This window comes from Ornithinimicrobium pratense (assembly GCF_008843165.1).
Classification (GTDB): Bacteria; Actinomycetota; Actinomycetes; order Actinomycetales; family Dermatophilaceae; genus Ornithinicoccus; species Ornithinicoccus pratensis.
In genome coordinates this window covers 1,776,865-1,789,340 of record NZ_CP044427.1, presented here as the reverse complement: position 1 = coordinate 1,789,340, position 12,476 = coordinate 1,776,865, and the positions used below count along the sequence as shown (strand labels likewise).

At 70.5% G+C, this 12,476-nt stretch carries 16 protein-coding genes; 11 read left to right on the top strand and 5 right to left on the bottom strand.

The window, feature by feature from the left end; translation table 11 throughout:
• Window positions 1-113 precede the first annotated feature (113 nt).
• Together FY030_RS08165 and FY030_RS08160 are read right to left on the bottom strand one after the other, a co-directional pair.
• Complete coding sequence (locus tag FY030_RS08165; RefSeq protein WP_158061078.1) at window positions 114-713, bottom strand: pentapeptide repeat-containing protein; 600 nt, start codon at window positions 711-713, stop codon at window positions 114-116.
• A complete protein-coding gene (locus FY030_RS08160) occupies window positions 710-1,078 on the bottom strand; it encodes a zinc-binding metallopeptidase family protein (RefSeq protein WP_158061077.1) in 369 nt (122 codons plus the stop codon). Before FY030_RS08160 ends, FY030_RS08165 begins: the two co-directional genes overlap by 4 nt.
• A 43-nt stretch (window positions 1,079-1,121) precedes the next feature.
• Between FY030_RS08160 and FY030_RS08155 the strand changes: the two genes are divergently transcribed.
• Window positions 1,122-1,763 (top strand): nucleotidyltransferase family protein, encoded by a 642-nt coding sequence (locus FY030_RS08155; protein WP_238348187.1) that lies wholly within the window; start codon window positions 1,122-1,124, stop codon window positions 1,761-1,763.
• A gap of 61 nt (window positions 1,764-1,824) precedes the next feature.
• Here the strand turns inward: FY030_RS08155 and FY030_RS08150 are convergent, their stop codons facing one another.
• Both FY030_RS08150 and FY030_RS08145 read right to left on the bottom strand, forming a co-directional pair.
• The gene (locus FY030_RS08150) at window positions 1,825-2,172 is read right to left on the bottom strand and encodes a GntR family transcriptional regulator (protein ID WP_158061076.1); all 348 of its coding nucleotides are present in this window, start codon (window positions 2,170-2,172) and stop codon (window positions 1,825-1,827) included.
• Window positions 2,166-3,020: a hypothetical protein gene (locus FY030_RS08145; RefSeq protein WP_158061075.1), complete on the bottom strand. Its 855-nt coding sequence runs from the start codon at window positions 3,018-3,020 to the stop codon at window positions 2,166-2,168. The genes FY030_RS08150 and FY030_RS08145 overlap by 7 nt, the downstream gene beginning before the upstream one ends.
• A 158-nt stretch (window positions 3,021-3,178) precedes the next feature.
• Between FY030_RS08145 and FY030_RS16365 the strand changes: the two genes are divergently transcribed.
• The 4 genes from FY030_RS16365 to FY030_RS08130 all read left to right on the top strand — a co-directional run bounded on the left by FY030_RS16365 (window position 3,179) and on the right by FY030_RS08130 (window position 6,676).
• Window positions 3,179-3,340 carry a hypothetical protein gene (locus tag FY030_RS16365; protein ID WP_192498535.1) on the top strand — a complete coding sequence of 54 codons (162 nt, stop codon included), beginning with the start codon at window positions 3,179-3,181 and terminating at the stop codon, window positions 3,338-3,340.
• 69 nt (window positions 3,341-3,409) lie between these two features.
• A complete protein-coding gene (locus FY030_RS08140) occupies window positions 3,410-4,318 on the top strand; it encodes an AAA family ATPase (RefSeq protein ID WP_158061074.1) in 909 nt (302 codons plus the stop codon).
• Between the two features lie 10 nt (window positions 4,319-4,328).
• Window positions 4,329-5,531: a vWA domain-containing protein gene (locus FY030_RS08135; protein ID WP_158061073.1), complete on the top strand. Its 1,203-nt coding sequence runs from the start codon at window positions 4,329-4,331 to the stop codon at window positions 5,529-5,531.
• Window positions 5,532-5,536: 5 nt separating this feature from the next.
• A complete protein-coding gene (locus FY030_RS08130; protein ID WP_158061072.1) occupies window positions 5,537-6,676 on the top strand; it encodes an XdhC family protein in 1,140 nt (379 codons plus the stop codon).
• A 34-nt stretch (window positions 6,677-6,710) separates the two neighbouring features.
• Here FY030_RS08130 and FY030_RS08125 read toward each other — a convergent pair whose 3' ends face one another.
• Entirely contained in the window at window positions 6,711-7,097 is a 387-nt protein-coding gene (locus tag FY030_RS08125; RefSeq protein WP_158061071.1) for a hypothetical protein, read from the bottom strand.
• A 225-nt stretch (window positions 7,098-7,322) separates the two neighbouring features.
• Between FY030_RS08125 and FY030_RS08120 the strand changes: the two genes are divergently transcribed.
• Genes FY030_RS08120 through FY030_RS16360 form a run of 6 tightly spaced genes read left to right on the top strand, consistent with a single transcriptional unit; the run spans window position 7,323 to window position 12,374 of the window.
• Entirely contained in the window at window positions 7,323-9,755 is a 2,433-nt protein-coding gene (locus tag FY030_RS08120; protein WP_238348186.1) for a nitric-oxide reductase large subunit, read from the top strand.
• A complete protein-coding gene (locus tag FY030_RS08115) occupies window positions 9,752-10,474 on the top strand; it encodes a hypothetical protein (protein WP_158061070.1) in 723 nt (240 codons plus the stop codon). Before FY030_RS08120 ends, FY030_RS08115 begins: the two co-directional genes overlap by 4 nt.
• Window positions 10,467-11,345: a slipin family protein gene (locus FY030_RS08110; protein ID WP_158061069.1), complete on the top strand. Its 879-nt coding sequence runs from the start codon at window positions 10,467-10,469 to the stop codon at window positions 11,343-11,345. Before FY030_RS08115 ends, FY030_RS08110 begins: the two co-directional genes overlap by 8 nt.
• Window positions 11,342-11,749, top strand: a complete 408-nt coding sequence (locus tag FY030_RS08105) for a hypothetical protein (protein ID WP_158061068.1) — start codon at window positions 11,342-11,344, stop codon at window positions 11,747-11,749. Before FY030_RS08110 ends, FY030_RS08105 begins: the two co-directional genes overlap by 4 nt.
• A complete protein-coding gene (locus FY030_RS08100; RefSeq protein ID WP_202879682.1) occupies window positions 11,746-12,210 on the top strand; it encodes a hypothetical protein in 465 nt (154 codons plus the stop codon). The genes FY030_RS08105 and FY030_RS08100 overlap by 4 nt, the downstream gene beginning before the upstream one ends.
• Window positions 12,207-12,374: a hypothetical protein gene (locus tag FY030_RS16360; protein ID WP_192498534.1), complete on the top strand. Its 168-nt coding sequence runs from the start codon at window positions 12,207-12,209 to the stop codon at window positions 12,372-12,374. Before FY030_RS08100 ends, FY030_RS16360 begins: the two co-directional genes overlap by 4 nt.
• Window positions 12,375-12,476: the final 102 nt, after the last annotated feature.

Genomic DNA, 12,476 nt, shown 5'->3' with positions numbered 1-12,476 from the left:
TCCATGACGCTCCCGCTCCTGCCCGACGCCGCGCAAGGCGTCCGGACCGGATTTTGCCCAACCTTTACCTCGACCGGTCCTGCGCCGGCCTCACCGCAACGTTGTGAAGCCGGTCAGTCCGGCTCCACGACAGCTCCCAGCGAGGTGCTCAGGGCGACGGCGCCCAGCAGGTCGAGCCGGGCGCCACGCACCGCCGCACCGGTTAGGTCGGCACCGGCCAGTGTCGTCCCGCGCAGGTCTGCCCGGTCCAGGCGGGCAGAGCGCAGGACGCTGCCCGACAGGTCGCTGCCGCGAAGGTCGACGTCGCGCAGGTCGGCCTCGGACAGGTCTGCGTCGACGAGCCGTAGGTCGCGCAGCACCTGTTTGCGCAGGTCGGCACCCACCAAGCTCACGCCCCACCACGAGCCGCCCTGGACGGTCAGGGCCGACAGCGAGCACCGGACGAAGCTGCTGCCGTCGAACCGGCAGCCCTCCAGCGTGGCGTCGAAGAACGAGGTCGTGCCGAAGGTGCAGGCGGTGAAGGAAGACTGTCGATGGATGGAGGCGTTGAGCCTGACCTGTTCGAAGGAGCACCCCTCGAAGCGGCAGCCGCTGGTCTCGGCCTCCGTAAGGTCAACGTCGACGAAGGCGCAGTCCCGGTAGGTCCGCGAGGAGAGCTCGGCGGCATACCAGTCCTCGTCGACGAACCGCTGGCCCACGACCTCCTTTGTCATGACAGCGGTTGGCAGTCGCCCTCGCAGGCGGTCGCCGACGGCGGGGAGTCGGGACGTGGCCGGCGGTGCAGCACGGCATGGCTAGGGGTGATTCGCACCTGCTCGTCGACCAGCTCGGCCGATCCGTCGACCACCAGGCTGTAGCCGTCCGGCTCGTGCGGTGGCAGGAGCAGGGTCACCAGTGGCCGCGCGGGCAGGACCCGGCGGGCCGTCCGGCCAGGTCGCGGCACGATGAGCACGCCGTCACCCACCTTGACCTCAACCTCGCCGACGTGCGGCCGGTCCTCGCCGGCGATCAGCAGGTAGGCGGTGGGGTGCCTCGCCACCACCCCGGCCAGCTCGGACAGGTCCACCAGGATGCTCATCCCCCCATCCTGGCGCACCGGACCGACAGGCAGACTGGCGGACATGAGCATGCCGTCCCCGCCGCGGAGCGACCGCCCGCCCGCCCGCGCGTCCGCCCGGACCACCGGGTTGCTTCTGGCTGCGGGAGCGGGACGCAGGTACGGAGGGCCCAAGGCCCTCGCGGACGACGGTTCCGGCCCCTGGGTCGTCCGCGCCGTGCGGACGTTGCACGACGGAGGGTGCGGCGACGTCCTCGTCGTCACCGGTGCCGCGGCGGAGGAGGTCGAGACCCTGCTCGCCGACATGACCGACACCCGGGTCTCAGCAGTGCGGTGCGGGACGTGGGAAGAAGGGATGGGTGAGTCGCTGCGGGCGGGCCTGACCGCGCTGGCGACCCGCGGCCGCTCCATACCAACCCAGGCGCTCGTGCATCTCGTCGACCTGCCCGACGTGGGGCCCGACGTCATCGCGCGGCTGCTCGACGCCCGCCCGGCCGGTGCCGGAGGGGTGGGAGGAGACGCCCTGGTGCGGGCGGCATACCGGGGCGTCCCGGGCCACCCGGTGCTGCTCGGCCAGGACCACTGGCAGCCGGTGCTCGACGTCGCGCGCGGCGACGCCGGCGCACGGGCCTACCTGCGCAGGACCCGGCCGGGGCTCGTCGAGTGCGGCGACCTCGCCTCCGGGACGGACGTCGATACGCCGTAGAGGAGCGGGCCGGGACCCGCTCTGTGCGCCCTGTCGCGGACTGCGCGGGCATCGACCGGCGTCACCAGGTCCGCCGGAGCAACCCGATAGCCTGCTGAAGGTCCAGGCCCGCCTGGCGTGCCGTCTCAGCGAACTCTTCCGCCGCGGTCCGGCTCGGCAGGGCGGGGGCCAGCTCGTCGCGAACCAGGGTGCCGCCCCGGCCGCGGGTCTCGACGTGCCCCTCCTCCTCCAGCTGGCGGTAGGCCTTCGCGACGGTGTTGGCCGCGAGCCCCAGGTCGCTGGCCAGCTGCCGCACCGAAGGCAGCTTGTCGCCAGGCACCAGCTGACCGGTGCGGATCCCCTCGACCACCTGCTCGACGACCTGCTCGTAGACCGGCGTGGGCAGCTTCGGGTCGGCCTCTATCAGCATGATGCATCCTGGGTGCTCGAGCGGGCGGGGACGATCACCGGGCGTCCGAAGACGGGCAGGGTCATGCCGAGGAGCGTGGCGGCGAAGCCGAGCAGTACGGCGACGTTCGTCCAGGCGGGTGCCGGCCACTCCGCAGTGGCTGACCACAGGCTCAGGACCGCGAGGAGCGAGGAGGTGCCTAGCAGCTGGACGAGGTCCCGCACGATGACCGAGCGCCAGGCGTCCTGCCACCGCAAGGCGTCCCGGGTGTTCGCAGCCAGAGCGGCGCGGGCCATCAACTGGGCCGCGACCAGCGGCACCAGGCCCCACGCCACGGCGCTGCCCAGGAGAAGCAGTGGCCAAGGATCAGCCGCCCCGCCCGTCGTGGCGAAAAGCCCCGCAACGAGGGCCACCGAGCCCGCCACGACGGCAAGGTGGATGCTCACCGCAGAGCGGTCCTCCGGCGGCAGGTAGTCCCAGGCGTGTCGCTCCCGCAGCTCGGCCACCCGTCGACCGGTCCGCAGCCGGCCGGCACGCGCGTGGACCGCGAGGCGGCCGGCGTACATGCCGATCACCAACCCCAGGGCCCAGCCCCACCCCAGCCGCGCTGGCGGCAGGCCGGCGAGGGCCAGCACGAGGACCCCGGTGAGCGACCCCACGACCCCGGTCAGGTTGGCGACGTGCCCCTCCCGGGCCACCTGGCCCACGGCGGACGCGTGGACGTCCGGGGACGGGGCCCACCCCGCCTCCACCAGCCGGTGCACCTGCTTCTCGGCGCGGGCCCGGACCCCGCCACGGTCAGCGAGGGCCACCAGCGGCAGCAGACAGAGGAGGAGCACCGACCAGGTGACCCAGTTTGTCCCATCCACAACTGGGACAATATGCCTGGGGTCGACCGTCGTCAACCCTTGCTCACCTGCGTCTCGCAACTGCTCGTCTGGACGAGCGGGGAGTGGGCGAGCAGACTGCGAGGAGGGCCGCCCATGTCGGACGGCCACGCCGATCGACGGACAGGAAGGACAGGCCCATGAGCGAACAGTCGGGTATGGAGCGCGGCCAGCAGGAGCATGATGGGCAGCGGGAGGAGCCGCTGAACGAGGAGGGGGCGGGCATGGGCATGGACGACGAGCCCAACAGTTTCGAGCCGGAAGAGGACCCGGACGCCACCGAGGAGCCGGAGGGCGAGTAGATCACCGGGCGGGGCGGCCGCCCGGGCACCCGGGATCCTGCGCGGGCCAGCGCCCTAGACTCCACGAGCATGGAGCCCAGCGCCGCGTTCGACAGCCCGCAGGCACTCGCCGACGCCCTGACCGGCACGGCATACCTGGCCGATGAGGGGTTAGCGACAGTGACCTGGCTGGCACACCGGCTGGAGCGTCCGCTGCTGCTCGAAGGCGAACCCGGGACCGGCAAGACCGCCCTCGCCGAGGCGTTGGCGCAGCTGCAGGGCGTGCCGCTGATCCGGCTGCAGTGCTACGAGGGGATCGAGGCCAGCCAGGCGCTCTACGACTGGGACTTCCCTCGGCAGATCCTGCACCTGCGCGCGGTGGAGACCGCCGCGGCGGCCAACCGCGACGGCCACTCCGTCGGGTCCAGCGAGGACCTGGAGGCCGAGCTGTTCGATGAGCGCTTCCTGCAGGCCAGACCGGTGCTGCGGGCGTTGCAGGAGGCGCCGTGCGTGCTGCTGGTCGACGAGGTGGACCGGGCCGACGACGAGTTCGAGGCCTTCCTGCTCGAGGTGCTCTCCACCTGGGCGGTGACCATCCCCGAGCTGGGGACGGTGCGGGCAAGGACCCCACCGTTGGTGGTGCTGACCTCGAACCGCACCCGGGAGCTGCACGACGCGCTCAAGCGGCGGTGCCTCTACCACTGGATCGAGCACCCCGGCCTGGAGCGAGAGCTGGCGATCGTGCGGGCTCGGCTGCCCGAGGTGGCAGAGACGCTGGCCCGGGAGGTGGTCGAGGTGGTCCAGCAGCTGCGGGCCGACGAGGGCATGGTCAAACCCCCGGGCGTGGCCGAGACGCTCGACTGGGCCCGGGCGCTGGCGGCGCTGGGGCACAGCCGCCTGGACCCCGAGGTCGCGGCGGCCACGATGGGGGCCGCAGTGAAGTACCGCGAGGACGCCGAGCGGGTCCGGGTCGCGCTGGACCGCATCCTGACCCGCTGAGGAATGGTTGATGAGCGCCACCGACCCCGGAACGGCAGACCGAGCCACGGCAGGCCAGACGACACCCGACACGGCCGCGACCTCGACCTTGACCTGGGACGCCGGGCAGACCCTAGGCGGTTTCGCGCGGGCCTGCCGGGCTGCGGGGCTGTCGGTCACGGCCGACCGGGAGCGTGGCTTCCTGCGCGCCTGTGCGGAGGTGGGCCTGCGCTCGCGCGAGGCCGTCTACTGGGCCGGGCGGGCCACGCTGACCGCGTCCCCGGCGGACGTGGCGCCCTACGACCGGATCTTCAACGGCTGGTTTGGCGGGCAGCCGATGCATGCGGTCACGCCCCAGGAGACCCCGCGGACCAGCACCGTCCAGGCCAGCCTCGAGGACCCGGGCGAGGGCGTCGGGCCGGACGGGCCCGACGGCGAGGAGCTGGTGAAGGCGGCGGCCTCAGCGCAGGAGGTGCTGCGCCATCGCGACGTCGCCGGCCTCTCGCCCAAGGATCGAGCCGCGCTGCGCCGGCAGTTCGCGCTGCTCAAGCCCCGCCCGCCCAGCCGCCGGGGCCGACGGCATACCCCCAGCCACCGCGGCGCGGTTGACGGCCACGCGACGGTGCGGGCACTGCTGCGGCAGATGGGCGAGCCTAGCCGGATCCGGCGCCGCCGACGGGTGCACCGCCCGCGCCGGGTGGTGCTTCTGGTCGACGTCAGCGGATCGATGAGCGCCTACGCCGACGCCCTGCTGCGCCTGGCGCACACCATGGTGCAGGCCGGGCCGCGGACGACTGAGGTGTTCACCGTCGGCACCCGACTGACCCACGTGACTCGCGCCCTGGGCGAGCGTGATCCGGACCGGGCTCTGCTCGCCGCCGGGGAGGTCGTCCCGGACTGGTCCGGCGGGACCAGGCTCGGGGAGTCGCTGGCGGTCTTTGTGCGCCGGTGGGGCCGACGGGGGATGGCTCGCGGTGCCGTGGTGGTGGTGTTCAGCGACGGCTGGGAGCGGACCGCGCCGGAGCTGCTGGGGGAGCAGCTGCGCGCCGTGCGGTCCTTGGCGCACCGCGTGGTGTGGGTCAACCCGCACCGCGGCAAGGAGGGTTACGCGCCGGTGCAGGCCGGGATCGTCGCGGTCCTGCCCCACGTCGACGAGTTCATCGCCGGCCACTCGCTGGCCGCCTTCGAAGAGGTGCTCTCCGTCGTGGCCGGCGCGGCGGGCGTGAGAGCCTAACCGGTATGCGCGACGTGCTTGAGAAGCTGCTGGACTGGTGGCGTTCCGGGGAGCAGGTTGCCATGGGGACCGTGGTCGGGACGTGGAAGTCCGCGCCGCGGCAGCCCGGGGCGTCCATGCTCGTCGGGTCCGACGGTGAGGCCGTGGGGTCGGTCTCCGGCGGGTGCGTAGAGGGTGCGGTCTACGAGCTGGGTCAAGAGGTCATTGCCTCCGGCTCGCCAGTGCTGAGGCGGTATGGCGTGTCCGACGACGAGGCCATGGGGGTCGGGCTGACCTGCGGGGGCATCCTTGACATCTTCGTGGAGAGGGTTTCCCAGCAGGACTTTCCCGAGCTGGGAGAAGTGGCGCAGGACATCGATGCCGGCCGCCCCGTCGCGGTCGCGACCGTGGTCGCCCACCCCGACCCAACCTCCCTGGGCCGGCACCTGGTCATCCGTCCCGAGGGCCAGCGCACCAGCGGCACGCTGGGCACCCACCGGATCGACCACTCGGTGCTGGACGACGCCCGCGGGATGCTCGCGCAGGGCCGCACAGCCACCCTGGAGTACGGCCCCCAGGGCGAGCGACGGGGCGAGGGCTTGCGGGTCTTCGTCGCCTCCTATGCGCCGCGCCCGCGGATGCTGGTCTTCGGGGCCATCGACTTCGCCGCCGCCGTGGCCCGGATCGGCTCCTTCCTTGGCTACCACGTCACGGTCTGCGACGCCCGCCCTGTCTTCGCCACCCGCAGCCGGTTCCCGGACGTAGACGAGGTCGTCGTCTCCTGGCCGCACCGATACGTTGAGGAGCAGGTCGCCCTGGACGCCCTGGACGAGCGCACGGTGGCGTGCGTGCTCACCCACGACCCCAAGTTCGACGTGCCCCTGCTGACCACCCTGCTCGGGCCCGACGGGCCACCGCTGGCCTACGTGGGGGCCATGGGCTCCCGGCGCACCCACGAGAACCGGCTCGCGCGGCTGCGCGAGGAGGGGCTGACCGATGAACACCTGGCGGTGCTGCGCAGCCCCATCGGGCTCGACCTCGGCGCCCGGACCCCCGAAGAGACCGCCATCTCGGTCGCCGCGGAGATCATCGCCCTGCGCTGGGGCGGCGGCGGCGCACCCTTGCGCAGGATCGACGGCCCGATCCACCGGCACGATGTGGATTGAACCGACGGTGGACTGACCGGCGGAGGGCTGAGCCTCAGCCGAGACGGCGGCGCGCGGAGCGCTCGGTCAGGGCGGTGGCGACGAAGAGCAGCGCGGCCAGCCAGACCGGGAAGAGAAAGGGCAGCGCGAAGACCCGGTCCGGGAAGGCCGCCATGCGAGACAGCAGGGTCATCGCGACGAAGCCGAAGAAGGCGAGGCCGACGATTCCCACCCGCGCGGCCACCGACCCGAAGCTGCGGTGCAACGCCCGCCACAGCAGGACGGCGATGAGGCTGACGATGACGACCCCGACCCGCAGGGTCACGGTCGCCCGGTCGGAGGCTTCGACCAGGTCACCCAGGACTGCGAACGGTACGACCGCGAGCGCACCTGCGAGGACGACCAGCCAGGACGGGGGGGTGGGATGAGGTCCGGCAGGCATGCCCACCACGGTAGCCCGGGGGGTCGGTGACGGTGCACCCGCGGCTGCCTAGCACAAGAGTAATAAAAAGGAAAAGCAATCCGAAGGGCGCTTAAAATATGCTGAAGACTGCATTCAGGGGCGGCTCAACAAGGGGCCTGTCTCAGATACTGTGCCTTCGCATCCAGCAGCACGGGCTAGGCCAGAGACGGGTATTTCTGGCGCGGAGAAAGGGTCGGTTCCACGATGGTGATGATCGACAACCGGCACCATGATTCATCGCCGCGGTCGGAAATATCGATCAGCAAGGGATGGGTGCAGGGCGTTGCTCTTGTCTTAATCTTCGGTTTCTTCGTCATGGGGATCCTGGCCTACCGGACCTATACCGCGTCCATGCCGCTGCCCCAGGAGGTGGTCAGCGAGGAGGGGCAGGAGGTCTACACCGGCGAGCAGATCACCAACGGACAGAACATCTTCCTGACCCGCGGTCTGCAGCAGTACGGCTCGGTTGTCGGGCACGGGGCCTACCTCGGGCCCGACTTCACGGCCGAGTACCTCCGGCTGAGCAGCGAGCACATCTACGACCGGCTCGTCCAGGAGGGGGTGCAGGACCCCCAGGCCGCCACCGCGGAGATGCAGCGGACCAACCGGTACGACGAGGCGAGCGGCACCCTGGTCCTCACCCCCCAGCAGGTCACTGCCTTCGAGTCGATCAGGGAGTACTACGCGGACTTCTTCGGCGAGCCGACCACGAGGCACGGGCTGCTCCCCAACAAGATCACGGAGCCGGAGCACATCCACGACCTGACCGCGTTCTACGCCTGGACGGCCTGGGCGAGCGCGGCCGAGCGGCCAGGGCTGGACTACTCCTACACCAACAACTGGCCCCCAGAGCCCCGCGTCAACAACCAGCCCACGGCCGACATCCTGGTCTGGTCGGGGATCTCGTTGGTCGCGCTGCTGGCCGGCCTGGGCATCCTGTTCGCCGTCTACGGGCGCTGGAGCGCCAACCTGGGCTGGAAGGGCAACGACACGACGAGCCTGCGGTTCCTGCAGCCCGGGGAGGTGGGGATCACCAAGGCGCAGAAGTCCACCGCGTGGTTCTTCCTCGTGGTCTCCATCCTGTTCCTGATCCAGGCCACGGTGGGAGCCTCCGTCGAGCACTACCGGGTCGAGCTGGAGGGCTTCTTCGGCTTCGACCTGGCCCAGATCTTCCCCTTCAACCTCGCCCGGACCTGGCACGTGCAGCTCTCGCTGCTGTGGACGGCGGCCGCCTTCCTGGCTACGGCGATCTTTCTCGCCCCGATCATCTCCGGTCGTGAGCCCAAAGGTCAGCACCTGCTGTCCTACGGCCTGCTGGGCGCCCTGGCGCTCGTCGTGGTGGGGATGTTCGGGGGCACCGCCATCAGCATCTACGGCCCAGACTGGGCCGCCGGATCGCCGTTCTTCTCCCAGCAGTGGGAGTACCTCGATCTACCCAGGTTCTTCCAGATACTCCTGGTGATCGGGTTGTTCCTCTGGTTCCTCATCATCGTCCGGGCGATCCGGTCCCGGTTGCGCACCGAGTCGAAGTTCAACATGCCGTGGCTGTTCACCTACGCGGCCCTGGCGATCCCGGCCTTCTATGCGGTGGGCCTGCTGGCCATGAACACCACGCACCTGACCGTCGCCGAGTTCTGGCGCTTCTGGGTGGTGCACCTGTGGGTGGAGGACTTCCTCGAACTGTTCACCACCGTCATGGTCGCTTATGTGTTCGTCATGCTCGGCGTGGTGCGCCGCAAGATCGCGATCCAGATCATCTTCCTGGACGTCATCCTCTACTCGGCTGGCGGCGTCATCGGCACCATGCACCACCTCTACTTCTCGGGCACCCCGGTCGAGCACATGGCGCTCGGTGCGGTCTTCTCCGCCATGGAGGTCATCCCGCTGACCTTCCTGACCATCGAAGCGTGGACGTTCCTGCAGCTCGGGGCGCGACAGGAATCGCGCTCCAGCGCACCCTTCCCGCACCGCTGGGCGGTCATGTTCCTGGTCGCCGTGGGCTTCTGGAACTTCCTGGGGGCGGGGGTCTTCGGCTTCCTGGTCAACCTTCCCATCGTGTCCTACTACCAGATCGGCACAGCGCTCACCGCGAACCATGCGCACGGCGCCATGATGGGCGTCTACGGGATGTTGGCCGTCGGCCTCGCGTTCTTCGCACTGCGCTACATCATCCCCCCGCAGCGCTGGCCCGACCGGATGGCCCGGCTGTCCTTCTGGTCACTCAACATCGGTCTGGCCTGGATGATGTTCGCCACCCTCCTACCGCTTGGCACGCTGCAGTTGTGGGCGTCGGTGAACCAGGGCTACTACGAGGCCCGCACCCTCGCCTACATCACCCAGCCCGGCAACCTGGCCCTGGAGTGGCTGCGGATGCCTGGTGATGTCATCTTCCTGGTCGGTGGCATCCTGCCGTTCATCTACATCACCTGGCTCGGCGTGCGGTATGGCGTGCGGCCCACGGTCACCCGGATGGAGCCAGAGACCCTCTTCGTCGTGGAGAGCGCGGAGGCGCGGGCGGACCGCACCGGGCACGCGGTCGAGCCGGTCCCCACGCCGGTGACGGGTGGGGACCCGGTCCGCCCGCCACGCAGCGGGTACGCCTCGGATCGGCGTGAGCACGGGGAGGCGCCCTCGTGAGCGCCGCGACGAGCTCGGTCGAACTGCCCACTTGGCTGGCCAGCGGTTATGCCCTCGTCCTCCTGCTGGTGGCCTATGGGATCGACCTGCTCGCCAGACGGGCCCACACGGCCAACGACCAGCACCAGACCCGGGGTTTTGTCTATCACGAGGATCACGACGCCTGGCTGTGCCCGGAGGACCAGTGGCTGTGGCCACAGTCCTTCGACCCCGAGAACCGGCTGATGCGCTACCGCGGCAGTCCCAGCGTCTGCAACTCATGCCCGGTCAAAGACAGCTGCACCTCCACCGACGACGGACGTGAGCTGGGTCGGCCGGTCGATGCCTGGCCGTCCTCGGAGTCTGCGCGCTTCCACCGCGGCATAGCCTGCGCCGTCCATGTCCTGGCCGTGGTGTTCCCGGTGGTCACGACCTTCACGGTCGAGCACTGGGCCAGCCAGGTCATCCTGCTCTCGACCGCCCTGCTGGTCACGATCGGCGGACTACCCCTGTGGTCGCACCTGCGGAACAGCCCGGTGGCCCCCGAGGGGGTGCTGTTCAGATCGCTGGATGAGAACCTGCAAGAGCGTGAGCAGGTGGTCCAGACCCTCCGACGTCGGCGGACCACCTACGCCTCCGATCGACGGTCTGACGCCGACGCGCCGGGCGCGCCCGTCGATCTCGTGCTCGGACAGACCCGGTATGCCTCGCAGCGAAGGGAAGCACAGGAGAATGCCTAGCCCCGTGATCGCCGCCCTTGTAGCGGTCGCCGTCCTGGTGGCGGTGCTCCTCGCCTCGATGAAGGTGGTACGTGAATACGAGCGGCTGGTCGTCTTCCGTCTCGGCCGGCTGCGCGGAGCTCTCGGGCCGGGCCTGGTGTTCATGCTGCCGTTCCTGGACCGTTCGGTGCGGGTGGACCAGCGGGTGGTGACCCTGACGATCCCGCCGCAGGAGGTCATCACGCGCGACAACGTGACCGCCCGGGTGAACGCCGTGGTGATGTTCAAGGTGGCCGATCCGGTGCGTTCGGTCATGGCGGTCGAGAACCACGCGGTCGCCACCTCCCAGTTCGCCCAGACCACCCTGCGCTCCGTGGTGGGGCGTGCCGACCTGGACACCCTCCTGGCCCACCGCGCCGACCTCAACGAGGACCTCTACCAGTCGATCGCCCACCAGGCCGTGCCGTGGGGCGTCGACGTCGACGTGGTGGAGATCAAGGACGTGGAGATCCCCGAGATGATGCAGCGGGCGATGGCCCGCCAGGCCGAGGCCGAGCGCGAGCGCCGGGCCAAGGTGATCAGCGCCCACGGCGAGCTCGAGGCGTCCGAGGAGCTGCGCGACGCGGCGAAGACGCTCAGCGAGGCGCCGGCGGCGTTGCAGCTGCGCTATCTGCAGACTCTGCTCGAGCTCGGTGCGGACCAGAACTCCACGGTGGTCTTCCCGCTGCCGATGGACATCATCGGGCCACTGATGGGTGCTCTGGACCGGTTCTCACCCGCAGCGGACACCAACCGGGCCAACATCCGCGATGAGCCGCCGACCCCCCGCACCTCGTCGACCCGCAACGGCGTGGCCGTCGTCGACGACCACGCAGAAGGGCGATCACGATGACGAACTCCGAACCCAGCAACGGACCCGACCGCCGGGCCGAGGCCGACCCGACCCGCGCGGACACCACCACGGCGACGGCCACCCGCCCCGACGGCGACGCGGACCCGGTGTATGACGAGACCCCCGCACCCTCCGGCCGCCCGGTGCGCCTCGAGCCGACGCCGCCCGGCTTCTGGCGCGTGCTGGGCGGCGCCATCGTGGCGGTGCTGGCTCCCTTCTTCGGCATCCTCACCGGCAGCACCCTGGGGGCCGACGAACCTTCGACTCGGATGGACCCCCTGTACTGGGGATTCTTCATCGGGTGCGTCATCGGCGCCCTGGGCCTGGTCTCGGTGGGCCTCGGGGCCCGGCAGCTGATGCGCAACCCACGGCCGAGGAAGCTCGAGGAGGAGGAAGGCCCGTGAGGACGTCCCACGCGCCGGCCGGGGTTGGGGCCCGGGACGCCGCTGGCCCCGGCCCGGACGTCGCCGGGCCCGCTCCGACCCGCAGCGGTTACCGGTCGGACAGGACCGTGGACCGGTGGGCGCGGCGGCTCCTGCGAGTCCACGATGTGGACCTCAGCTCCGGCAAGGGCGCGCACCACACGTTCCGGATCTCCGTGGTGGTCTCCGCCGTGCGCTGCATCGTCACCTATGTGGCGGTCCCTGTCCTGGTGCCCATCCTGAGCCTCTCGGGTCGAGTGGCCGCCCCCATCGGCCTGGCGCTCTGCGCGGTGGCGGCGGTCACCGGCGTGATCAGCCTGCGCAGGTTCTGGCGTGCTGACCACTCGCACCGCTGGACGTACACCGCCTTCATCACGGTGGTCTTTGTGATCCTGACCGTCGCCACCATGACCGAGCTGAGCCGACTAGGAGCGACCCCATGAGCATGCACGACCCGCGCCCCCGCCCGAGCCGACCCGCCGTGGCCGCCGGGGACGACTGGGTGCCCGAGGACCGGGCGCCGAGCGCCGCGGAGAACAACTTCATGAGCTTCGTCCTGTTTGCCTTCCTGATCCTCTTCGGGATCAGCTGCTTCATCCTCTTCTGACCGACTCCTGGAGTCTCCGACACCAGTCGTCGGGGGTATTGCGGTGTGACCTGCGACACGGCAGGATCAAGGACGACATCGAAGTCCCTGCTCCGGCGAGGA